The organism is Devosia naphthalenivorans (assembly GCF_003056355.1).
Lineage (GTDB): Bacteria > Pseudomonadota > Alphaproteobacteria > Rhizobiales > Devosiaceae > Devosia > Devosia naphthalenivorans.
Window position 1 is genome coordinate 58563 of sequence record NZ_PYVW01000008.1, and the last position, 23369, is coordinate 81931.

20 protein-coding genes are annotated in these 23369 nt (G+C 62.0%); 10 read left to right on the plus strand and 10 right to left on the minus strand.

Translation table 11 applies throughout. The features are described 5' to 3' along the window. Nucleotides 1–75 precede the first annotated feature (75 nt). Both metF and C8264_RS11735 read right to left on the minus strand, forming a co-directional pair. A complete protein-coding gene (metF, locus tag C8264_RS11730; RefSeq protein WP_108461168.1) occupies nt 76–978 on the minus strand; it encodes a methylenetetrahydrofolate reductase [NAD(P)H] in 903 nt (300 codons plus the stop codon). Between the two features lie 11 nt (nt 979–989). After that, a complete protein-coding gene (locus C8264_RS11735) occupies nt 990–1940 on the minus strand; it encodes an ArsR/SmtB family transcription factor (protein ID WP_108461169.1) in 951 nt (316 codons plus the stop codon). Between the two features lie 191 nt (nt 1941–2131). On the opposite strand from C8264_RS11735, the gene C8264_RS11740 reads away from it, so the two are divergent. After that, nucleotides 2132–2392: a hypothetical protein gene (locus C8264_RS11740; protein ID WP_108461170.1), complete on the plus strand. Its 261-nt coding sequence runs from the start codon at nt 2132–2134 to the stop codon at nt 2390–2392. 60 nt (nt 2393–2452) lie between these two features. Here C8264_RS11740 and C8264_RS11745 read toward each other — a convergent pair whose 3' ends face one another. Together C8264_RS11745 and C8264_RS11750 are read right to left on the minus strand one after the other, a co-directional pair. Then, nucleotides 2453–3586 (minus strand): DUF2336 domain-containing protein, encoded by a 1134-nt coding sequence (locus C8264_RS11745; protein WP_108461171.1) that lies wholly within the window; start codon nt 3584–3586, stop codon nt 2453–2455. Between the two features lie 251 nt (nt 3587–3837). Next, on the minus strand, nt 3838–5334 hold the full coding sequence (locus C8264_RS11750; RefSeq protein ID WP_108461172.1) for a catalase: 1497 nt from the start codon (nt 5332–5334) through the stop codon (nt 3838–3840). Nucleotides 5335–5439: 105 nt separating this feature from the next. On the opposite strand from C8264_RS11750, the gene C8264_RS11755 reads away from it, so the two are divergent. Continuing rightward, complete coding sequence (locus tag C8264_RS11755) at nt 5440–6351, plus strand: hydrogen peroxide-inducible genes activator (protein WP_108461173.1); 912 nt, start codon at nt 5440–5442, stop codon at nt 6349–6351. 63 nt (nt 6352–6414) lie between these two features. Here the strand turns inward: C8264_RS11755 and rarD are convergent, their stop codons facing one another. Continuing rightward, a complete protein-coding gene (gene rarD, locus C8264_RS11760; protein WP_108461174.1) occupies nt 6415–7344 on the minus strand; it encodes an EamA family transporter RarD in 930 nt (309 codons plus the stop codon). Nucleotides 7345–7531: 187 nt separating this feature from the next. On the opposite strand from rarD, the gene C8264_RS11765 reads away from it, so the two are divergent. Continuing rightward, the gene (locus tag C8264_RS11765; protein ID WP_162783596.1) at nt 7532–7966 is read left to right on the plus strand and encodes a host attachment protein; all 435 of its coding nucleotides are present in this window, start codon (nt 7532–7534) and stop codon (nt 7964–7966) included. A gap of 155 nt (nt 7967–8121) precedes the next feature. On the opposite strand, the gene C8264_RS11770 is transcribed toward C8264_RS11765, so the two are convergent. The 3 genes from C8264_RS11770 to ettA are packed head-to-tail and all read right to left on the minus strand — an operon-like array spanning nt 8122 to nt 11000. Further along, complete coding sequence (locus C8264_RS11770; protein ID WP_108461176.1) at nt 8122–8964, minus strand: alpha/beta fold hydrolase; 843 nt, start codon at nt 8962–8964, stop codon at nt 8122–8124. Next, the gene (locus tag C8264_RS11775) at nt 8961–9296 is read right to left on the minus strand and encodes a hypothetical protein (protein WP_162783597.1); all 336 of its coding nucleotides are present in this window, start codon (nt 9294–9296) and stop codon (nt 8961–8963) included. The genes C8264_RS11770 and C8264_RS11775 overlap by 4 nt, the downstream gene beginning before the upstream one ends. 48 nt (nt 9297–9344) lie before the next feature. Next, nucleotides 9345–11000 (minus strand): energy-dependent translational throttle protein EttA, encoded by a 1656-nt coding sequence (gene ettA / locus C8264_RS11780; RefSeq protein ID WP_108461178.1) that lies wholly within the window; start codon nt 10998–11000, stop codon nt 9345–9347. A 136-nt stretch (nt 11001–11136) separates the two neighbouring features. On the opposite strand from ettA, the gene C8264_RS11785 reads away from it, so the two are divergent. Beyond that, the gene (locus C8264_RS11785) at nt 11137–12495 is read left to right on the plus strand and encodes a M16 family metallopeptidase (protein WP_108461179.1); all 1359 of its coding nucleotides are present in this window, start codon (nt 11137–11139) and stop codon (nt 12493–12495) included. Then, complete coding sequence (locus tag C8264_RS11790) at nt 12492–13832, plus strand: M16 family metallopeptidase (RefSeq protein ID WP_108461180.1); 1341 nt, start codon at nt 12492–12494, stop codon at nt 13830–13832. The genes C8264_RS11785 and C8264_RS11790 overlap by 4 nt, the downstream gene beginning before the upstream one ends. A 188-nt stretch (nt 13833–14020) precedes the next feature. On the opposite strand, the gene C8264_RS11795 is transcribed toward C8264_RS11790, so the two are convergent. Beyond that, a complete protein-coding gene (locus C8264_RS11795; protein ID WP_245893115.1) occupies nt 14021–16189 on the minus strand; it encodes an FdhF/YdeP family oxidoreductase in 2169 nt (722 codons plus the stop codon). Between the two features lie 161 nt (nt 16190–16350). Between C8264_RS11795 and C8264_RS11800 the strand changes: the two genes are divergently transcribed. From C8264_RS11800 to C8264_RS11820, 5 genes are all read left to right on the plus strand, one after another. After that, on the plus strand, nt 16351–16884 hold the full coding sequence (locus C8264_RS11800) for a superoxide dismutase family protein (RefSeq protein WP_205245670.1): 534 nt from the start codon (nt 16351–16353) through the stop codon (nt 16882–16884). Nucleotides 16885–17137: 253 nt separating this feature from the next. Next, a complete protein-coding gene (gene greA, locus C8264_RS11805) occupies nt 17138–17611 on the plus strand; it encodes a transcription elongation factor GreA (RefSeq protein ID WP_108461182.1) in 474 nt (157 codons plus the stop codon). Nucleotides 17612–17763: 152 nt separating this feature from the next. Then, nucleotides 17764–18714, plus strand: coding sequence for a thioredoxin-disulfide reductase (trxB, locus tag C8264_RS11810; protein WP_108461183.1), 951 nt, complete (start codon nt 17764–17766; stop codon nt 18712–18714). 33 nt (nt 18715–18747) lie between these two features. Continuing rightward, nucleotides 18748–19641 carry a LysR family transcriptional regulator gene (locus C8264_RS11815; RefSeq protein ID WP_108461184.1) on the plus strand — a complete coding sequence of 298 codons (894 nt, stop codon included), beginning with the start codon at nt 18748–18750 and terminating at the stop codon, nt 19639–19641. A gap of 56 nt (nt 19642–19697) precedes the next feature. Next, nucleotides 19698–20687, plus strand: coding sequence for a magnesium transporter CorA family protein (locus C8264_RS11820; RefSeq protein WP_108461185.1), 990 nt, complete (start codon nt 19698–19700; stop codon nt 20685–20687). Between the two features lie 1437 nt (nt 20688–22124). On the opposite strand, the gene C8264_RS11825 is transcribed toward C8264_RS11820, so the two are convergent. After that, nucleotides 22125–23327: a pyridoxal phosphate-dependent aminotransferase gene (locus tag C8264_RS11825; RefSeq protein WP_108461186.1), complete on the minus strand. Its 1203-nt coding sequence runs from the start codon at nt 23325–23327 to the stop codon at nt 22125–22127. Nucleotides 23328–23369: the final 42 nt, after the last annotated feature.

Here is a 23369-nt window from a genome sequence, read left to right on the forward strand (position 1 = left end):
AACAGGGTTCATGCCCCGCCGGCGAGCGGCAGTCTCATGGCACCAGAACATGGTGAATGCAAGGTTAACGCTAAGCTATGCGACAGCCGGCCGGCGCCCCAGGATACGAGCCAGCGCCAGCGCCAATGGCGAGCGATTATGCGTATAGATGTGGAACTCGGTGACCCCCTCGTCGAGCAATTCGGTCACCTGCTCGGCGGCTACCGCCGAGGCGACCAGCGCGTGCGTTTCGGGCTCTTCATCAAGCCCGTCAAAGCGTTCGGCGAGCCAAGCCGGGATCGAAGTGCCGCAACGCGCGGCAAAGTTCGAAATCTGCTTGAAGCTGTGGATCGGCTGAATACCCGGCACGATCGGCGCGGTGATGCCGGCGGCGCGGGCGCGTTCGAGGTAACGCAGGTAATCCCCATTAGAGAAAAACATCTGCGTGATCGCCCGGTTCGCGCCGGCATCGAGCTTGCGCTTGAGATTGTCGATCTCGGTTGCCCAGTCCGGGCTTTGCGGATGCTTTTCAGGATAGGCGGCAACGGAAATGTCGAAATCGCCGATGCGGCGGATGCCACCAACGAGGTCGGCGGCGTTCTGATAACCTTGCGGGTGCGGCGTGAAGGGCTGGCCCACGCCTTCGGGTGGATCGCCGCGGAGGGCCACGATCCGGCCGATGCCCGCATCCTGATAGCCACGCACAACTTCGTCCACCTCGTCGCGCGTAGCGCCGACGCAGGTCAAATGCGCTGCCGCATCAACGCCGGTGTCGGCCTTGATCGAGCGGACCATGCGCAGCGTACGCTCGCGGGTAGAGCCGCCAGCGCCATAGGTCACCGAAACGAAGCGGGGTTTCAGCGGCGCAAGCTTGTGCACGCTGTCCCAGAATTTTTCCTCCATCGCGTCGGTCTTGGGCGGGAAGAACTCAAAGGAGATCTGGAGATCGGGCCGCTGGTCGGCCGTCTGGCGGCTGGCCCGCAAATTGTCGTCGAGCATTGTGCTTCCGTTCAAGTCTTGTCGCTGAGGCGCCAAAGGCAGACCGTCAGGCCATTTTCATTGTCCTGGCTGGGGAATTCGCGCGTTCCGGCAATTTCGAGGCCGGCGGCAGCGGCCCAGCCGCTCATTTGCCCCTGCGACAAGCCAAGACGCCGATGGGCGTGCTCGCTGCGCAGGAATTCAAGATTATGGGGCGCGAAATCGACGATGATCATTTCCCCACCAGGTTTGAGCAGGCGCCTGGCCTGCGCCAGCATTCGGCCGGGATCGTCGAAATAATGCAGCACCTGGTGGATGACGATGACGTCGGCAGGCCCGACCACGACATCCGGATCGCCAATATCGCCCAAGCGAACCTGCGCATGGGCAATGCCGCTGCTGGCGAGGCGAGAGCGCGCCACGGCGAGCATTTCGCGGCTCGAATCAAGCCCGATGCCGCGCTTGTAGCTGCCCGACAGCAATTCCAGCATGCGCCCGGTGCCGGTTCCCAGATCGATCAGCGTATCGACCTTGCGTCCACCCAGCGCCTCGACCACAGCGGCCTCCACCGCTTCCTCGGGCACATGCAGGGTCTTGAGCAGGTCCCAGCTGCTGGCGACCTTGGCGAAATATTCCGTGGCCAGCGCCTGCTGGCTGGCACGCACGGCCTGCTGCCGCTCGATATCGCGGCGGCGATCCGCGTCCCGATGATCGATGCGCTCGATCAGCCATTGCGCCAGCGCCGCGCCGTCGCCATCCTCGGCCAGGCCGTAATAGGCCCAGGCGCCTTCGGCATTGCGCTGGATCAAACCGGCATCAGCCAAAAGCTTGAGGTGGCGCGAAACTCGCGGCTGGCTTTGCTTGAGGATCTCGGTCAAATCCTTCACCGAATGGTCGCCATCGGCTAGCAGGGCCAGAAGCCGCAGCCGCGTCCCCTCACCCGCGGCTTTCAGCACGCCCACCAGTTCCGTCAACTCAGCCACTCCGCCCTCGCATTCGATATAAAGATATCTTTATATCTAATTCGCGAGACGGTCTAGAGGTCCAAGATCGACTCTTCCCACTATTTGCATTGCAGCTGCCCAAGAGCCTGACCAGCTTCTTCAGGTGCATGTCAGCTTGGGGCTGATACCTAACGCGTCGGCTGCCCAAGCCGCAATTTTAGGAGATAGCCATGATCAAATCAGTTGCCCTGGCATTTGCCACGATCGCCCTCGCCACTGCTGCTGCGCACGCGGATTCCAAACCCGAGAACGCTGGCCAGCAGTATGAACTTGTGGACGGGTCAACCTACAGCAATGCAGGGGAAATGATGCAGCACCTGCGGGATAGGCAGGATGAATATGCCGCCGGCAATCCCAAGGAAATCGTGGATGCCTACCCCGAAGAATTCGAAAATGTCGGCGACCTCATCCAGGAAAAACGCGTCGACTGACACGACGAGCCGGCGGGGTTATCCCCGCCGCTCTCCACTTCCGGTGCCATGACCCCAGGGTCACGCGCCGATGGCTTCGCGGTGCTCGGTAGCGGCGCGTTTACGGAACGAATGGGCCCGCCATAACTGGAAGATGCTGACGGCCTCGTCATGGTCCAGCGCTTCGAAACGGCTCAGGACCATGGCCTTGTCCGCGTCCGATGGCAGATCGCGCCAGGGGAGCGTCGCAAAGATCGCCTCGAACATGTCGGGTGCCAGCCCCGCCGCCCGCAGCGCCACCGTGATGGCGACATAGTCCTGGCTGGCGAGCCATTTGACGAAGACTTCGGGAGCGACGCGCTGCATTACCGACAGGGCCGCTGCGGCATGGTGGCCGTAGCCGAAGCGCGCAAAGCGAGCCAGCGCGCGCTCATCGAGCTGCTTGCGATCGCTGAGCGCCTTTACCTGATTGTAGGCAACCTTCCACTCGGTGGCCGAGAAGCCGGCGCGGTTGCGCATGCGGTTATAAACCACCGCATTGACCTTGCCGGCGGCCACAGGATCCAGCGAATGAGTCGGGGTGGCGAGATTTTCGAGCACCTTGGTCGAAGCGCTGTCGATTTCGGTGCGCAGCGACTTCCAGTCGATGTCATGGCGGCCGCGCAGGTCGGCCGCAATCTCGGCGTCCTGCATGGCGCGCTGCAGCAGCTTTTGCAGCGTCGCCTTGTCGAACTCGGCGTTGGAATTGCGCACCAGGCGAACCACCGAGGGGGTGCTGCCATGGGCGACAATCGCCTCGCCGACGCGTTCCGGCACATTGGTGCGTCCGGCAATGGCGATGCGGTGTTCCTCGCTCTGGTGCCCGATGATCTCGATCAGATCGTCGTCGCTCAGCACATTGGAGAATTCCAGCAGCGGCTTGGCGACCTCGATGTCGTCATTGGCAAGCTTGACGACGACCGTGCCCGGCGCCCGCTCCAGTGGTGCGAGGAGCTTGGCGACATGGACACGCGCCTCCACCTCGACCAGCTCCGCCAGCCGGCACAGCACCTCGTCATATTGGGCCACCTGATCGTCGTCGCAGCGATCGGACACATAGCTGAATAGCTGCGCCATGTTGCGGAACAGGTGCTCACGCTCGGAGTGGTTGTCTTCGCCGTTCAACACGCGAAAGCTGGAAAACGCCTTTGCGCCCTGATCAAGTTCGGTATTCATCGCCCAACACCCCGGTCCTGCCGTGGAAAGATGGGGACCAATGTGAACCCAACTCGCTCGTACGTAGTCAAACGGTGCGGTTGGATTTGATTCAAATTTTATGGGGTTGGGTGGGTGGTCCTCACCACAGATCGTCACCCTCGGGCGTAGACCCGAGGGCTCTTCACTTCACATCGCTGCGGCAAGTACAGAGCCCTCGGGTCTACGCCCGAGGGTGACGCGCGGCAGGTGATGCGAAACCGCGCCTCCTCTTACTCCGCCGCTACGGCGCTTTCCCCATCAGAGATCGTGTCCTTGGCCTTGCCGGCCAGCGCTGCGCGGGCGGCGCGGATGCCTTGGGCGTAGGCGGGGTCGATCAGGGTGAAGTGGGCCAGCTGGCGTTCGATGATTTCGTCCGATACGCCATCCATGGCTGCGGCCAGATTGTCATAGAGACGGGCTTTGTGGGCGTCGTCGAACAGGTTCCACAGCGCGCGCGGCTGGCCGTAGTCATCATTGCCGTCGCGGTGATTGTAGCGGTCGGCATCGCCCGTGAGCCGCAGCGGTGGCTCCTGGATCGACTTGTCTTCCACCGGGCCGCCGAACGAGTTTGGCTCGTAATAGGCGTTGGGGTTCGGGTTGTTGGGGAAGAAGCGCATGGCTCCGTCCTTGTGGTAGTGATGCACCGGCACCTTGGGCTGGTTCACCGGCAGGGCATTGTAGTGCGTGCCCAGGCGATAGCGCTGCGCATCGGCATAGGAGAACACGCGCGCCTGCAGCATCTTGTCGGGCGAATAGCCGATCCCAGGTACCTTGTTGGAGGGCGAGAACGCCGCCTGCTCGATCTCGGCAAAGTAGTTGTCGGCATTGCGGTTGAGCTCGACCACGCCGACGTCGATCGGCGGGTATTCCGCGTGCGGCCACACCTTGGTCAGGTCGAACGGGTTGTAGGTGGTCTTATCGGCATCGAGCTCCGGCATGATCTGGACCTGCATGGTCCAGCGCGGGAACTCGCCCCGATCGATCGTGCCGAACAGATGCGCCTGATAGCTTTCGCGATCCTGCCCAATGACCTTTTCGGCCTCGGCATTGGTGTAATGCTTGTGGCCCTGCTGGGTCTTGAAGTGGAATTTCACCCAGAAGCGTTCGCCCTGTTCGTTCCAGAACGAATAGGTGTGCGAGCCATAGCCGTTCATGAACATCGGCGCGACCGGCAGGCCACGGTCCGAGAACAGCGTTGTGATCTGGTGCAGCGCTTCCGGGCTCTGGCTCCAGAAATCCCACATCGCGGTCTTGGAGCGCATATTGGTGCGCGGATTGCGCTTCTGGGTGTGGATGAAATCGGGGAATTTCAGCGGATCGCGCACGAAGAACACCGGCGTGTTGTTGCCCACGAGGTCCCAATTGCCTTCATCGGTATAGAATTTGATGGCAAAACCGCGCACGTCGCGCTCGGCGTCCGCAGCGCCCATCTCGCCAGCAACGGTGGAGAAGCGAATCAGCAGATCCGTCTTCTTGCCGGCTTCGCCGAAGATCTTGGCGATGGTGTATTGCGACAGATCATTGGTGATGGTCAGCGTGCCATAGGCGCCCCAGCCCTTGGCATGCACCACGCGCTCGGGGATGCGCTCGCGGTTCTGGTGCGCCAGCTTTTCCATCAGCTGGTAGTCCTGCATCAGCAACGGCCCGCGCGGACCCGCCGATTCGGAATTCTGGTTGTCCGGCACCGGCGCACCGGCGCTCGTTGTCATGATTGGCCTATCGACCATGGCTGCTACTCCCCTTGGAACGGTTCTAATTCGCGCTCCTTCTGGCCGAGATAATTCGATTAGACAAATTGATTGATCCTCTCGATGTGATAGGCTGTACCTATCATGGCATTTTCCCTCAAGCAGATGCGCTATATCGTGGCGGTGGCCGATAGCGGCCATTTCGGCAAGGCCGCCGAGGCCTGCAACATCAGCCAGCCGGCACTCAGCCAGCAGATCCAGGCGGCGGAACAGGATTGTGGTGCACCCTTGTTCGACCGGCTCAAATCAGGAGCGCGGCTCACTCCCTTTGGCCAGGAATTCGTCGCGCGGGCCCGGCAGGTGCTGAACGAGGCCGACCTGCTGGAGGCGCTCAGCCAGCGCAATGCGGGCCAGCCCGCTCGCGCCATACGCTTCGGCCTCATCCCTACGGTCGCGCCCTATCTGCTGCCGGAAATTTTTCCGGTGCTGACGCGGGAGCTTCCGCGGTTGAGCTTCACCGTCAGTGAAAACCGCACCGAGGCGCTGATCGATGGCTTGGTGGACGGGAATCTGGACGTGGCATTGATCGGCACGCAGGCGCCCGAACAAGGTCCCCGGCTGGTTAGCCGGGTGGTTTGCGAGGACCCATTCGTGCTGGCCACCAGCAGCGCCGAAAAAACCGATGGTCCGGTGGCGCTGAAGGACCTGGCCCCCGAGCGTATCCTGCTGCTCGACGAGGGGCACTGCTTCCGCGAGCAGACCATTGCCGCCTGCCGCCTCGACAGCAATCCGGCGGGCCGCACCTTTGCCGCGACGTCGCTCTCCACCATTGTCGAGTTCGTCGCCAATGGACAGGGCGTTACCTTGCTGCCGCAGATCGCGCTGCGCAAGGAAGCCAAAGATCCGCGCATCGCCATTCATGCGCTCGCGTCGCCTGGTGCGGGGCGCGTGCTGTCGCTGGTGTGGCGCGAGGGAACGCCGTTTGCCTCTATTTTCGAGAAGCTGGTCGAGCTGATCCGGGAGGCACGACCTCGCCCTTCGACAGGCTCAGGATGAGGTCTACTCCTGGTTCCTCAGTAGCCCTCATGGTGAGCCTGTCGAACCATGAGGGCGTGACAGCTATCTCGCCCGCCGCCTGAAGCTGTCATAGCTGAACACCATCAGCGACAGCCAGATCAGCGCGAAGCTGAGGAGACGCAGTCCATTGAGGTGTTCGCCGAACAGGAAGATCGCGACCAGGAACTGGATCGAGGGCGCGATGTACTGGAACATGCCGATCGTGGTCAGCCGCAGCCGGCGCACTGCATAGGCGAACAGCAGCAGCGGCACGGCAGTCGCGGGGCCGGTGAGCACCAGCAGGGTCATCAAATATGGGTCGGCATGAGGGCCGACGCCGTTGCTGACAATGTCGAAGATCACATAGCCGAGCGCCGCCGGAGCAATCATCAGGGTTTCGGCAAAGAGGCCATTGGCGGGACCAAGATGCGCCGTCTTGCGGAAATAGCCGTAGAAGCCAAAGGACAGCGCCAGCCCGAGGGCCACGAACGGGATGGCGCCGAGGCCCACCGCCTGGATGCCGATGGCAACGACGGCGATCAGGATCGAAATCGTCTGCAGCCGGTTCTGCCGCTCACCCAGAAGCACCATGCCCATGGCAACGTTGACCAGCGGGTTGATGAAATAGCCAAAGCTGGCTTCGAGTACCTGGCCGGTTTCCACGGCCCACACGTAAAGCAGCCAATTGCCGGCGAGCAGCACCGCCGACAGCAGCGTCACCAAAGCGCGCTTGCGGTCTGCCAGCAGCGCCCGGACCTCGCCGAAGCCGCCCATGAAGCCCAGGATGATGGCGAGCAGCACCAGCGACCACAAGGTTCGTTCGGCCACGATAGCCACCGAGCCGACCGAATCGAGCTGGCGGAACAGGATAGGGAGAAAGCCCCAGGCGAAATAGGCCACCAGCGCTGCGATGACGCCGTTGCGCGTATCCGTGGTGGTCGCGGACGCTCCGGGTGGAACTATCGCGGCTGGCGCAGCTTCAGGCAGGGACATGAGGCAACCTCCGCACCCTCGAGCGGGATGCACTGCCTGATAGCAGTGGAGGTCTTGCCCTGCCAATCAGAGTTTGTGATCGGCGCCGTCAAGAAAGCTGATGATTGCTGCCAACCTTTCCTGCGCCCCCGCGTTGACCGTGGCGCCCTATTCTGGCGCATCCGACCGATACCAGCAGGAGCTACACATGAAGACGACCGTCACCTGGGTTTTGATCGCTGACGGCGCGCAAGGGCGCGTCCTTGAAAACACCGGTCCGGGCAAGGGGTTCAAGCAAGTTGAAGGTCTCGATTGGGCGATTGAACCGCTGCAGGCGCAGGATATCGTCACCGACCGTCCAGGTCGCGGCAGCATGGGCGGATCGATGGAGCCCCAGACCAATCCCGTAGACAAGCGCGAAACCGATTTCGTCAAATCGCTGGCTGCGATCCTCGATCGGCATCAGCAGAAAGGCTCATTCGATCGGCTCATTATCGCCGCTGCGCCCATCGCGCTGGGCGAAATCCGCAAGGCGATTTCGCCGGCGGTGAAAAAGACCGTCGTCGCGGAGTTGAACAAGGACCTGACCAATTTGCCGACGGCGCAATTGGATCAGCATTTCGACGGGATCATTGCGGCTTAAGAAATGTGGAGAGGTGAGCAATAGCTGAGGCTCCCCACTCACAGTCGCTTCCCTCGGGCTCGACCCGAGGGCCACCCTCAACACGGCACAAACGGGAGAAGGCCCTCGGATCAAGTCCGAGGGCAGCAATTGTGGATGGGGGAATTGTCACCGCACTAATCCTCCAGATCCTCATCATCATCCACACCATCGATGGCATCGAGGAATTCGAGCAGCAGGGAATTGACGAGATCAGGGCGTTCGATGCTGGGGATGTGGGCGACGCCTTCGAGCACGGCGGCGAAGGCGTTGGGCATTTCTTCGGATAGGTAGTCGTGCAGTTCAATGATGGCGGTAAAATCTTCGTCGCCGACGAGCAGCATGGTGGGTGCGCCAACGCCGCCCACCCGGCTCCAGGCTTCGGGCGGGCGCTCCTCCTGGCTGAGGCCGGGCTTGCCCAGCGCCTTGCTGTTCATATCGAGAAACAGTTCGCGTACCGATCCGCCGACACGGCCGCTTTGGGCGCGCGGACCATCAAGCCATTCATGCGCCTGGACGCGGTTGAGCATGTCGAGATCCCCGCGCTCGAACGCATCCTCTTCGGCGGCTTCGATCTGGCTTTCCGCTTCTGTTGCAGTCCATGGTGAACCGGTGACCGAGGTGCCGATCAGCACCAGCCCCAGCACCCGGCCGGGATAGCGCAGGGCAAAATCCACCGCCAGGCCCCCGCCAAGTGAGCAGCCCACGAAAACGGCGGCATGAATATCGAGCGCGCGCAGCACGGCATCGAGATCGTCGATATGGCTGAAGGCAACGTCCTGGCTATCGGTTTCGCCATAGCCGCGCCGGTCATACGCGATGGCGTGCCAGCCATCCTCGGCCACGGCCTCCATCTGGCTTTCCCACATGCGCTTGTCGCAAACGCCGGCATGCAGGAACACCACGGGCAGCCCTTCCCCGGTCTGCGCCGCAGCAAGGGAACCGCCGCGAACCGGAACGGAAAAAGCCTCTCCGATCACATGCCTTCTCCTGCAGACACCATGGCGCAGAACTCGAACTCGTCCCGCGCCCAGCAGCCCGGCTTGTCGGCCACCGGCGCAAAGCCAGCCATTTCGTTCGGGCTCTGGCCCGGCTTGGCATCGCTGGCAATCACATAGCCAATACCCAATTCCGGCTCCACCAGCGTGAACGCCAGAATATCCCCGTCGGGTAAGGCAAAACTCAGGCCGCCGCCGTCCACCGCCACATCGCAGTCAAAGGTGCCATAGCCGGTCACCGTGCATTGTCCGGGCTGGGCAAAAGCCAGCGCCGTCATTGCGCCCCAAACTAGGACGCCCCCCAAAAACTTCACTCGTGCCCCCACAGCAAAAAGGGCGGGCAATGTGCCCGCCCAAATATCTTAGCGCGTCAATGGCTTGTATGTCGCGCGCTTTGGATTGACCGCATCGGCGCCGAGGCGGCGGATCTTGTCGGCCTCGTAGTCGGCGAAATTGCCTTCGAACCATTCCACGTGGCTGTCGCCTTCAAAGGCCAGCATGTGCGTGGCCAGACGATCGAGGAACATGCGATCGTGGCTGATGATCACGGCGCAACCGGCGAATTCCTCCAGCGCCTCTTCCAGCGCTGCAAGGGTTTCGGTGTCCAGATCGTTGGTGGGCTCGTCGAGGAGCAGCACGTTGGAGCCCGACTTGAGCATCTTGGCCAGGTGCACGCGGTTGCGCTGCCCACCAGAAAGATTGCCCACCTTCTGCTGCTGGTCGCCGCCCTTGAAGTTGAACGAGGACGTATAGGCGCGTGAGTTGACCTCGCGCTTGCCCAGCATCAGCACTTCGTCGCCTTCCGAGATTTCTTCCCAGACGGTCTTGTTCGGGTTGAGGCTGTCGCGACTCTGGTCGACATAACCAAGCTTGACGTTCTCGGCGACGGTGACCGAGCCGGCGTCGGGCTTTTCCTGGCCGGTCAGCATCTTGAACAGCGTGGTCTTGCCCGCGCCGTTGGGACCGATAATACCGACAATGCCGCCGGGGGGCAGCTTGAAGTTGAGATTGTCGATCAGCAGGCGATCGCCGAACGACTTGGATAGACCCTCGACGTCGATGACGTTGTGGCCGAGCCGCTCGCCGGCCGGAATGATGATCTGGGCAGTCGAGGACTGCGTGCGGGCGTCGTTGATCTTGACCAGTTCGTCATAGGCCTTGAGGCGGGCCTTGGACTTGGTCTGGCGGGCCTGCGGGCTCTGGCCCATCCACTCGCGTTCGCGTTCCAGCACCTTGGCGCGGGCCGCATCTTCGCTCTTCTCCTGGGCGAAGCGCTTGGCCTTGGCTCCGAGATAGGCGGAATAGTTGCCTTCGTAGGCAACGCCACGGCCGCGGTCGAGCTCGAGAATCCAGCCCGTCACGTTGTCGAGGAAGTAGCGATCGTGGGTGATGATCAGCACGGCGCCTTCGAACTCGCGCAGATGGCGCTCCAGCCAGGCCGTGGTCTCGGCATCAAGATGGTTGGTGGGCTCGTCCAGCAGCAGCAGGTCTGGCTTGGAGAGCAACAGGGCACACAATGCCACGCGGCGGCGTTCGCCACCAGACAGCGTGGTGACATCGGCATCGCCCGGAGGGCAGCCGAGCGCTTCCATGGCCACTTCGACCTGCGATTCCAGATCCCACAGGTTTTCCGCGTCGATCTGGTCCTGCAGCTTCGAGGCTTCGTCGGCCGTCTCGTCCGAATATTCCATCATCAACTCGTTGTAACGATCGATGATGGCCTTCTTCTCCTTGACGCCGGTCATGACGTTACCCAGGACGTTCAGCGCCGGATCGAGTTCGGGCTCCTGGCTGAGATAGCCGACCCGGGCGCCCTTGTCGGCCCAGGCTTCACCCTGGAATTCGGTATCGACGCCAGCCATGATCTTGAGCAGGGTGGACTTGCCGGAGCCGTTGGGCCCCAGCACACCGATCTTGGCATCGGGGTAGAAACTCAAATGAATGTTATCGAGCACCTTCTTGCCACCGGCATAAGCCTTCGACATTCCGTGCATATGATAGATAAACTGGCGAGCCATTCGGCGCGGTCCTTGGCATTGAGGGATTTGGGCCCGTATCTAAGGGATGCGGGCATGAAGGGCAACCGGCCTCAATTCAGCCCCGTTGAGCAATGACTGCTGCCCGTCCTGCCTTTCGTCTTTTCCGGAGCCCTCCATGATCTTTCGCGACCTGCTGGCGCTTGCCCTGAGTTTCGCCCTCGCCGTTCCGGCGCTGGCGCAAGACCCGCCGCCGCAAGCCGAGATCGCGAACTGGACCATGGACAATGGGCTCGAGGTGGTCGTCATTCCCGATCATCGGGCGCCCATCGTTACCCACATGGTGTGGTACAAGGTGGGCAGCGCCGATGAAGAGCCAGGCAAATCCGGCATCGCCCATTTCCTTGAGCATTTGATGTTCAAGGGCACCGAGCGCCACCCGGCGGGGGAGCTGGATCGCGTCGTCAATGAACTGGGCGGCAGCCACAATGCGTTCACCACCACGGACGTGACGGCCTATATGCAGACCATTCCGCCCGAAGCGCTGGCCACCATGATGGATTTCGAGGCCGACCGCATGGGCGGCCTGGTGCTGACGCCGGAGATCATCGGCGCCGAACGGGACGTGGTGATCGAGGAGCGGCGCCAGCGCACCGAGAGCAATCCGCAGGGCCTGCTGGGAGAAGAGGTGACGGCGACACTGTTCCAGAACCATCCCTATCGCATCCCGACCATTGGCTGGATGCACGAAATGGAGCAGCTCAATACAGAGGACGCGACGGCGTTTTACAAGCGCTACTACGCCCCCAATAATGCCGTGCTGGTGGTGGCTGGCGATGTGGACCCGGAAACCGTCCGCACCCTGGCAGAAGCCAGCTATGGCAAAGTGCCGCGCGGGCCCGATCTGCCGCCGCGCGTGCGTCCGAGTGAACCCGAGCACAACACCGCCCGCACCATCACCCTCACCGATCCACGGGTGGGATTGCCCGCTTTTTCCCATGCCTGGGTGGTGCCGAGCTATCGCACCGCCGAGCCCGGCGAGGCCGAAGCGCTGGACCTGCTCAGCGAAATCCTGGGCGGGGGAACCCGCAGCCGGTTCTACCAGGAAATCGTGGTCAAGACCGGCATCGCGGCCGGTGCCGGCGCGGGCTATTCCGGAGGCGCCTATGACCCCAGCGCCTTCACCATCTATGGCGCGCCGCAGGGCGAGCATACACTGGCCGAGGTGGAGGCCGCGGTCGACGAGCAGCTGGAACGGCTGATTAAAGACGGCATCACAGCCAAGGAACTCGACAGTGCCAAGATGCGCTATGTGCGCAGCCTGATCTTTGCGCGCGACGAGCAGGCCAGCATGGCCAATATCTATGGCAGCAAGCTTGCCAATGGCGGCAGCGTAGAAGACATCACCGAATGGCCCGACCGCATTCGCGCGGTGACGCCCGAACAGGTGCAGGCCGTCGCCGCAAAATATCTCGACCCATCTATTGCCGTTACCAGCTATCTGCTGCCAGCCGAACAGGAAGCCAGCACGCCATGATGTTTGCCCGCGCCTTGCGCCCGATCTTCTTTGTTTTTGCCGCTCTTTTGCTGACCGCGCCGGCACACGCCGTTGTCGAGTTCCAGGAAATCACCTCCTCCAAGGGGGTCGATGCCTGGCTGGTGGAGGACTATTCGGTTCCCATCATCACCATCCGCTTTGCCTTCGAAGGCGGCGCCACGCAGGACCCAGCGGGCAAGGAAGGGCTGGCTGACCTGATCACCGCGCTTTTCGATGAAGGCGCGGGCGATCTGGACAGCGAGACGTTCCAGATCCGGCTCGACGATGCGGGCGCCGAAATGGCGTTCGGCTCGGACCTCGACGCGGTTTACGGCTCGATGCGCATGCTGGCCGACCAGCGGGACGAGGCGTTTGGCCTGCTCAAGCTGGCCATCCAGGAGCCGCGCTTCGACCAGGACCCGATCAATCGCATGCGCGCGCAGTTGGTGACTGGCATTGTCGCCGCCGCCAAGAACCCGCGCACGGCAGCACAGAAGCTCTGGGCGCAGACCATTTATGGCGATCACCTTTATGCCCGTCCGGCGGAGGGCACGGCGGAAACGCTGGCCGCCATCACGGCCGATGATTTGCGGGCCTTCCACCGCGCGGTGTTTGCCCGGGAGAATTTGCATGTCGGCATAGTTGGGGCGATTGATGCCGAGACCGCCAAAGGGGTGCTGGATGATCTGTTTGGCGCGCTGCCGGAGAAGCCTGATCTGAAGCCGGTTCCCGATGTGCCGCTGGCGCTGGGCAAGGATCTGGCGGTGGAATACCCCCTGCCCCAGACGACAATTTACATGGCCTATCCCGGCGTGGAACGCAGCGATCCACAGTTCTTGGCGGCCTATCTCATGACGCAGATTTTGGGCGGGGACAGCATGCTGTCGCGGCTCAATGAGGAGGTGCGCGAAAAGCGCGGGCTCAGCTACGGCGCGGGCGCGAACCTGCTCAATCTCAAGCATGCCAATGCGCTGGTGATCGGTACCTCGACCAATGCGGATCGGGCCGGCGAAACACTTGGCGTGATCAAGGATGTGGTGGCCGAAATGGCAGAGAACGGGCCGACGGAGCAAGAGCTTGCGGCGGCCAAGAAATATGTCATCGGCTCCTATGCGCTGAATGAACTGGGCTCATCGAGCGCGATAGCGAACACCATGGTAGGGCTGCAGTTGCGGGATATGGGCGCCGACTACATCACCGAACGCGACGCGATGATCGAGGCGGTGACGGTGGCTGATGTGAAGGCGGCGGCAGAGGAATTGCTGGGCACGAAACCCACGACAATGCTGCTTGGACCAGCCGCACCCGCCGCGCCGCCGGTAGTACCGAAGGAGTAGGGATGCGCTATTGGCGCCACATCCTCGGTGTCACCCCGGCGAAGGCCGGGGTCCATCCTGAGATTGCGCCACGGCGAAGATCGTTCGAACGATCCACCTTGCGGCAAGACTGCCATCTCAGGATGGATCCCGGCCTTCGCCGGGATGACACCGTGTTTGTGGGGGATAGCGTGGGTCCAACCACCAACCTACGCCTCGATCCAAACCGGCACTGACTTGAACGCCGGGGTCTTGCTGCGGGGGTCGACTTCGGTGCCGACCAGCACGTTGGCTTCAGGGTAATAGGCCATAGCGCTGCCCGGGGGCAGATCGAACGCTGTGGCGATGGCGGGCATGCGGCCGGCGTTCGAGGCAAGGGTAACCGCCTGCCCCTCGTCGAGACCGAAAGCCGCCATGTCGGCCTTGCTCAGGAACACCGCATGGCGGCCGGCGCCGCCGCGGTAGCTGTCTTTTTCCTCGTAGATGATGGTGTTGAACTGGCCTTCGCTGCGCATGGTGGCAAGCGTCAGGCGCGCCTTGGGCGCGGCAGGCAACGGAGTCACGACGAAATGGGCCTTGCCGTCAGGGGTGCCGAACTCAGGCGTGTGCATGACGCGGTGCTTGATATGAAACTCGCGCTTGGCCACGTCGATATCGGCCAGTTCCTCCATGCCGGGCACGATGGCCGCGATCGCGTCACGCACTTTTCCATGTGCACTGAAGGCCTTGAAATCGATGGGCGACGTCGGCAGCACGCGCTGGCCGATCTCGCCAAGAATCCAGCTTTCAGGCCGCACATTTTCCAGCCGGCGGATGCCGCCATCGCTGAGGCGCACATAGTTGAACATGGATTCCTGCGTCGTGGGCTCCCACTCCTCGTCCCTCGCGGTGACGGGCAGGATCAGCACCTCGCCTTCGCCCAACCCATGCACATGGCCCAGATTGAGGGTGGTGGTGAGGAAGAGCTTGAACCCGATTGCCTCCATGGCCCGGCTGGCAAAGGCTGTGTCCGGCGTCGCGGCCCACAGATTGCCGCCCATGATGACGGCGCTGTCGATCTCGCCCGCTTCGGCCGCCTTGAGGCAAGCCATGGTGTCGAAGCCCTTCTCGGGCGGAAACTGCACGCCGAACACGGCTTCCATTTTGGCCAGCACGTCCTTGGCGAGCACCGGCTTCACCCCGATGGTGCCGATCCCCTGCACATTGGAGTGCCCCCGCAACGGCAGCAGGCCAGCGAAGCGCTTGCCGACCATGCCGCGCAGGGTGGCGAGATTGGCGATGGCTTCGACATTGGCGACGCCGTGGATGTGGTGGGTCATGCCCATGCCCCAGGCGAAAACGGCGTTTTGCGACTGCCCGTAGCGGCGCGCAATTTCCTCGACCTCATCGCGCGAGACCCCACAGGCGCCGGTGATTTCGTCCCAGCCGAGTGCCTCGAGGTCAGCGCGGAAAGCGTCGAAGCCGCTGCTATGCGCGGCGATGAAGCTCATGTCCTCGTGCCCGGCTTCCAGCACAGCCTTGGCGATGCCCTTCATCAGGGCAATGTCGGAGCCGATTGCTGGCTGCACATAGAGCGAGGCGATTTCGCTGCCGCCCTTGAGCATCGAGCCTGGCGACTTGGGCACGGCGAACTTGACCAGCCCCGGCTCCTTGGCCGGGTTGATGACGATGACCTCCCCGCCCCGCTCGCGGCAGTTCTTGAGCATGTGGATGAAGCGGGGATGGTTGGACGAGGGATTGGCACCGATCACAAAGATCAAATCGGCGCCGGTCAGATCCTCCAGCTCGACGCTGGACGTACCCTTGCCGATGGTGGTCGCGAGGCCCTCGCTTGTGGCCTGGTGGCAATAATAGGAGCAGTTATTGACGTTGTTGGTGCCATAGGCGCGCGCCAGCAGCTGGAACAGGAAGCCGGCTTCGTTGGAGGACCGGCCGGAGGAATAGAAGAAACTGCGGCGCGGGTCGGTGGCCTTGAGCTTGCTGGCGGCATGGTCGAGCGCAAATTGCCAATCCACGGGCTGGAGACGGTCCGCGCCCCTGGCCTTGAACAGCGGCGTGCCGAGGCGGCCCAGATGCTCCATCTCGCGGCCGGTCAACTCCTGCAGATCCGCCAGATTGTGCTCGAAGATTTCGTGCGGGATGGCGGGCTGGATATCGGTGGATTGCGCCTGCACGCTCTTGTTGCAGACGGAGGGAAACTCATCGAGTTCGTTGGTCATGCCGCCGCGCTGCCCGCCCATGCCATAGGCACAGGCCTTGCAGGTGTTCTTGGCGGTCAGCGCCTTGCCGGCTTTGCCGACGCCCATGCGGGCAATCGTCGCCAGGGTATAGAGAACCTTCTTGGGTCCCCCACCCACGATATGGCTGGTGTCGGCCACGTACTGTCTCCCGCAAATCCTGGCGCCATTGTTTCCGCAGCACGCCCGCCACACAAGACATTTTGCTGCCGATGCAGGACCAAAGCGGCCTTGCAGGGAACGCGCTGCCCCTCCGGTCGTTAGAGCGGCAATCAAAACCCCATTACGAAGGACCACAGACCATGCAAAAACTAGTCCTGAGCGCTGCAGTAACCCTAGCGCTGATCGTGCCCGCCATTGCCCAGGACCAGGCAGGCGCCACCGCCACCTTCATGAACGCCGAGGGTGCCGAAGTGGGCTCCGTGACCCTGACTCAGGGCGAGGGCAGCGTAAGCATCACCGGCGAGCTGACGGGCATGACCCCGGGCGAGCACGGTTTCCACTTCCACCAGACCGGCGATTGCGACGCCGCCACCAAGTTCGAATCCGCCGGTGAGCACTTCAACCCGACCGAGCACAAGCATGGCCTGGAAAACCCTGAAGGTCCCCATGCCGGCGACCTGCCCAACGTCACCGCCGCCGAGGATGGAACCGTCGCCGTCGAGCTGACGAGCGAAATGATTTCACTGAGCGAAGGTGACCCCGCCTATGTCTTTGACGAGGACGGAACCGCGCTGGTCATCCATGCCGCCGCCGATGACCAAATGACCGATCCCTCCGGCAATTCCGGAGACCGCACCGCCTGCGCCGTGATCGAAGCATCTGCCGCGCAGTAGTAGCGCACAGGCTCTCGCACGAAGCGGGAGCCTGCCCCCGTCCTCAAAACCTCCACTTGGCACCGCTAAAGCTTGAATCCCGGTGCAAACATGCCCATCTTGATGGGCACACCGGCTTGACCGCTTGACCGCGACGCGGCGGGCGGGCAATTTGCGGCTATCTCCCCTCAGAACTATTCCTGAAGCGCACGCCGAACGGATTTTGGCTGAGGGTGAAGCTATTATATTGGCCGTGCCGATTGGAGGCGTATGAATGGACAAGATCCCGATGACGATTGGCGGCCACAAGGCGCTGACCGCCGAATTTGAGCACCGCACAGCAAATGAGCGGCGGCGTATCATCGAGGCCATCGCCGAAGCGCGCGCGCATGGCGATCTGTCCGAAAATGCGGAATATTCCGCTGCCAAGGAGCAGCAGAGCCTCAACGAAGGCCGCATCAAGGAACTCGAAACCATCCTGGCGCTCGCTGACATCATCGACGTCAGCAAGATAGGCGGCAAGACCGTCAAGTTCGGTGCGACCGTCACCTATATCGACGAAGATACCGAGGAAGAAAAAACCTATCAGGTGGTGGGCGATCCCGAAGCGGATGCTTCGGCCGGCCGCATCTCGATTTCCTCCCCGATTGCCCGCGCCATGATCGGCAAGGAAGAAGGCGATTCGTTCGAGGTTTCCGCTCCCGGCGGCTCCAGGAGCTACGAGATCATCAAAATCCAGTATATTTAAAGTCAGTCCCAGGGGCCAATGCCTCTTGTGGTGCGACATTTCCTCGCGTTCCACAGCTGCTTGGCGGTTGTGGAACGCTATGTCTTGAAACCGTTCGCCTTCGGCCTTTAACTAGCGCGGGGTGAGTACGCCTATTGTCGGAGAGCGCTGCAATGCACGCCAAAGTCGTTATCATCGGTTCCGGCCCCGCCGGCTACACGGCCGCGATCTATGCGGCGCGGGCCATGCTGGAGCCCGTGATGATCCAGGGCCTGCAGCCCGGCGGCCAGCTGACCATCACCACCGATGTGGAAAATTACCCCGGCTTTGCCGACGTCATCCAGGGCCCCTGGCTCATGGACCAGATGAAGGCACAGGCCGAGCATGTCGGCACGAAAATCGTGCACGATCTCATCGTCAGCGTCGATTTCGATCGCCGCCCGTTCGTGCTCACCGGCGATAGCGGCGAGATTTATACGGCCGACAGCATCATCATCGCGACGGGCGCCCAGGCGAAATGGCTTGGCCTGCCCAGTGAACAGAAATTCCAGGGCTTCGGCGTTTCGGCTTGCGCAACCTGCGACGGTTTTTTCTATCGCAACAAGGAAGTGCTGGTGGTCGGCGGCGGCAATACCGCGGTCGAAGAGGCGCTGTTCCTCACCAATTTTGCGTCCAAGGTCATCCTGGTGCATCGCCGCAACGAGTTCCGGGCCGAGCGTATCCTGCAGGATCGCCTGTTCAAGAATCCCAAGATCGAAGTGCGCTGGAACACCGAGATCGCGGACATTGGCGGCTCGGCCATGCCGCCATCGGTCAATTCGGTGACCCTTCGCGATATTGCCGCAAACCGCACCTACGAACAGCCAATCGATGGCATCTTTATCGCCATTGGCCATGCGCCCTCGACGTCGATCTTTGCGGGCAAGCTGGACATGAAGCCGGGCGGCTACCTGCAGGTGAAGCCAGGCACGACCGAAACCAATGTCCCCGGCGTCTTTGCTGCCGGTGATGTTACCGATGATGTTTACCGTCAGGCAATCACTGCCGCTGGCATGGGTTGCATGGCTGCGCTGGAAGCTGAACGATACCTGGCTGAACACGAACTTGCCGAAGCGGCGGAGTAGTCGCCCTCACCCACCTAACGAGAAAGCGTCAAAATGCTCGACTGGGACAAACTGCGAATTTTCCACACCGCCGCCGAGTCGGGCAGCTTCACCCATGCCGCTGAAAAGCTGGGCATGAGCCAGTCGGCGGTCAGCCGGCAGATTTCCGCGCTGGAAGACGATCTGGGGCTCAAGCTCTTCATCCGCCACGCCCGCGGGCTGGTGCTGACCGAAGTCGGCGAGCAATTGTTCCGCACCGCCCACCGCATGCACTGGGAACTCCAGCAGGTGGAAACCCAGATGTCCGAAAGCCAGGACGTCCCCACCGGCCCGCTGATCGTCACCACCACCGTGGGTATCGGCTCCACCTGGTTGTCGTCGCGGCTGGACGAATTCCTCAAGCTTTATCCGCTGATCCAGCTCGAAATCCGGCTCAACGACGCCGAACTCGATCTCGCCATGCGTGAGGCCGATGTCGCCATTCGCCTGCATCGCCCCAACCAGTCCGAAATGATCCAGCGCAAGCTGTTTACGGTGCACAACCACTTCTATGCATCCAACAGCTATATCGAGGAACACGGCCTGCCTGCGAGCGCCGATCAACTCGACGATCATCGCGTCATCAGCTTCGGCGAACCTGTTCCCTCCTATCTGGGGGACATTAATTACCTCGAGCGCATGGGACGCACTGATTCGAGCCCGCGCCGCGCCGCGCTAAAGGTCAACGCCATCTACGGCATGATGCAGGCCTGCCGCGCCGGCATCGGCATCGCCATGCTGCCCGATTACGTGACCGAGGAAGAAGACGGCCTGGTTCAGGTGATGCCGGAAATCGAACTGCCCGCTTATGAGGCCTATTTCGTTTATCCCCCGGCCCTGAAAAATTCCAAGCGCGTCGGCGTGTTCCGCGACTTCCTCGTCGCCAAGGCGCGCGAGTGGAGCTTCTGACGCAGTGATGCCATGAATGCCCTGCGCACTGGGTGCCCAGGCGAAGGACTTCGACAATGCTCCGCATCTACACAGGGTCCGGCACACACCTCAGCTGTGCCATCACGGACGGTCTTTCCGACAATGCCGATCTGAAGCAGGGCATCTGGTATGACCTGCTCAATCCGACCCGCGAGGAAGAGCTTTTCGTGGAGGCGTCCCTCGGCATACTGGTGCCGACGCGCGACGAAATGAAGGACATCGAACCGTCCGCCCGGCTCTATAACGAAGCCGATGCCGAGTTCATGACCGCTACCGTTCTCGCCAACATGCACGAGCAGGACCCGATCAAGGTGCCGGTGACGTTCGTGCTGACCGGCACCGCACTTGTCACCATCCGCTATGGCGAACCCAAGGCGTTCGAAGTGTTCGAAGCCAGCGCCGTTCGCCCCGGCGGGCGTGCCCTTCTGAACGGCGAACTTGTCATGGTCGGGCTGCTCGAAGCCTTCATCGACCGTCTGGCGCAGGCGCTGGAAACCACTGGCGACGAACTCGATGCGATCTCGCGCGACGTGTTCCGCTCCCGGGTCAAGGGCGCCACCCGCAAGGCGCGCAATCTTGAAGCCCTGATCGAAAAGATCGGCAACAAGGGCGATATTCTGACGCTGGTGCGGGAAAGCCTCGTCAGCATCCTGCGGCTGACAACCTTTCACCAGACCCGGGACACCGGCAGCAAGGTCACGCGGGAAATCCGGCAGGAATTCAAGATCCTGCAGCGCGACGCCTCCTCGCTGGGAGACCATGCCGGCTTTTTGTCCAACAAGGTCAATTTCCTGCTCGATGCGACGCTGGGCCTGATCAACCTGGAGCAGAGCCAGATCATCAAGATCTTCTCGGTGGCCGCCGTCATCTTCCTGCCACCCACGCTGGTTGCGTCCATCTACGGGATGAACTTCGAGCATATGCCGGAGGTGTCCTGGCAATTCGGCTATCCGCTGGCGATTGGCGCGATGATCTGCTCGGCCATCCTGCCATATCTATTTTTCAAGCGGCGTGGCTGGCTGTAAGGCCTCCGGGACGCTTTTCAGGCGTTTCCCGGGCCGCATGCGTTGATTGCATATCAAACATGCCACGAGCCCAATTGTTAGGCTGCCACCTGCCGACTATATGGGCATCACACAGCGGGCGCTTCCCTCCTCCTCCCTTGCGCCCCCTGCGTTCCCTCCTGGCGGGATTTCCCTCCCGTCACTTTATGGCTCCGCTCTCCCCTCGAGCGGGGCCATATTTTTTTGCCCCCTTGCTGCGTTCGATGCATGGCTGACATGCCCCCTGGGGTATTGTCGACTGATCCGATAGAGTACATATTGCAGTTGTTGCTGAGGCGCGCTCCCTATCCTCCTCCCTCGGACCCCGCATCGCAACACCGAGCCGCGATCGTATCCTCCTCCCTCGATCAAGGCTCACCGGCAGAGCGCATATCCTCCTCCCTTGCTCTCTGCCAAGACTTCGGATTTGGCTTCGGCCTGGTCTTCAGGCCCTGTCTTCGGACAGGGCCTTTTTTTTGCCCTGCAGCACGCCGGTTCAACCCGCATCAGTCTGGAACCCAATCGGCAAACAGGCGTTTTATCTTCGGACGTCAGCAGTTACGACGTCTGGTTGACAGGTTGCCGCAGGCTAAAATGCATGGCAGGCATGTTGACCTTTCTATTGCTGACCAAATGGTCAAAACCTATATTGGCTTTGTCGCCGGTGACGCCGCTCCGTATCCTCCTCCCTCGGACCCGCGTTTAGGCGACATCGGATCTAGGCCGTATCCTCCTCCCTCGGCTTGGGTCCACCCGGTTCGGTGCATATCCTCCTCCCTTGCGCCGGGCTATTACTCAGATTTGGCTTCGGCCCTATCATAAGGCTCCAACTTCGGTTGGAGCCTCTTTTTTTGGTCCGGGCCAGATCTGAGGGGGGGAGGTTGGCGGACGTGCTTTGTGCATTTTCCACCGGGTCATTATCGTTTTTTCCATCGGGTTATTCCCGCGAAAGCGGGAACCTCTGTTTCCCTCGCAACCATCGCCAACGGAGGTTCCCGCTTTCGCGGGAATGACGCGGTGGTAACGCACACAGATTTATCCCACCCACCGTGTTGCCCTCGGGCTTGACCCGAGGGCCACGTTCCGCAAACACCGCTCTCCGGTAAGGGCTCCCTGAACGGCCCTCGGGTCAAGCCCGAGGGCAACACGGGGTTTTTGATTGCATCACGCCGCTGGCAAGGGTTGATGAACCCTTTGCTCAAGGGGAGATGAAACAGCCCCGCTACGGAATTTGCATGGCAGCACTGTCATATGGGCGGATTGTCGCATGAGGCTGCGAGGTTCAATACTCCGAACGTAAATTGGCAGCATTCGTGGTGCTGCCCCTCCAAAGTCGGACGCTTCGGCAGATGACTGCTGGCCCTGCCCATCCCCTCGGGCGGGGCCTTTTTTTTGCTTTTGGAGGCAGACGCTGGAGCGCTACGCGATTCCCGCGCAGAAGCTCTGGATGCGCCGCACGGCTTCCTCAAGTTCGGCGTTCGAGGCTGCATAGCTCAGGCGGAAATGGCCGGGCAGGCCAAAGGCGGCCCCATGGACCAGGGCTACGCCGGTTTCCTCCAGCAGCGCCATGACGAAGTCTTCGTCGGTTTCGAGCCTTGTGCCGGCGGCGCTGGTCTTGCCCAGCAGCCGCTTGCAGGACGGGAACACGTAGAAGGCGCCCTCCGGGGTCAGGCAATCGAGCCCGGTATTGGCATTGAGGCCCTGCACCACCAGATCACGGCGCTGCTGGAACACCTGCCGCCATTCGGCCAGGAAATCCTGCGGCCCGTTGAGCGCTTCCACCGCTGCCCATTGCGAAATGGATGAGGGATTGGTGGTCGACTGCCCCTGCAGCTTGGTCATGGCGGCGAGCAAGGGGCGCGGACCCGTGCAATAGCCGATACGCCAGCCGGTCATGGCGTGGGATTTGGACACACCATTCATGGTCAGCGTGCGCGGCTGCAGGGCGGGCTCGACCTGCGCCAGCGTAGCGAAAGTGCCGCCGTCATAGACCAGCACCTCGTAAATATCGTCGGTCAGGATATGCACATGCGGATGGCGCAGCAGCACATCGGCCAGCCCGCGCAGTTCGGCCGCGCTATAGGCGGCACCGGTGGGGTTGGATGGCGTGTTGAGGATCAGCCATTTGGTGGCAGGTGTGATCGATTCTTCCAGCACTTCGGGGCTGAGCTTGAAGCCCGTAGACGCATCGGCCACAGCGAACACCGGCTCGGCGCCGCAAAGGCGCACGACTTCAGGATAGCTGACCCAATAGGGCACAGGCACCACGACTTCATCGCCGGGGTTGAGCGTTGCCAGCATGGCGTTGAAAATGATCTGCTTGCCGCCCGAGGACACGAAGCAATCGGCCGCCGTGACATCCAGGCGATTGTCGCGCCGGAACTTGGCGGCGACGGCTTCCTTGAGTTCGGCAATGCCGTCCACATTGGTGTAGCGCGTCTTGCCTTCGTTCATGGCGCGGGCGGCTGCCTCGCGCACATTGGCGGGCGTGTCGAAATCGGGCTCGCCGGCGGCCAGCGCGATGATGTCGCGGCCCTCGGCAGCGAGGACACGCGCCTTCTGGGTGATCGCAACCGTTGCGGACGGCGCCACGCGCGCCAGAGCATCAGACAAAAACGCCAAACCAGCCTCCCCTAGATCGGGCGAATTGATAAGGGCTCCTGC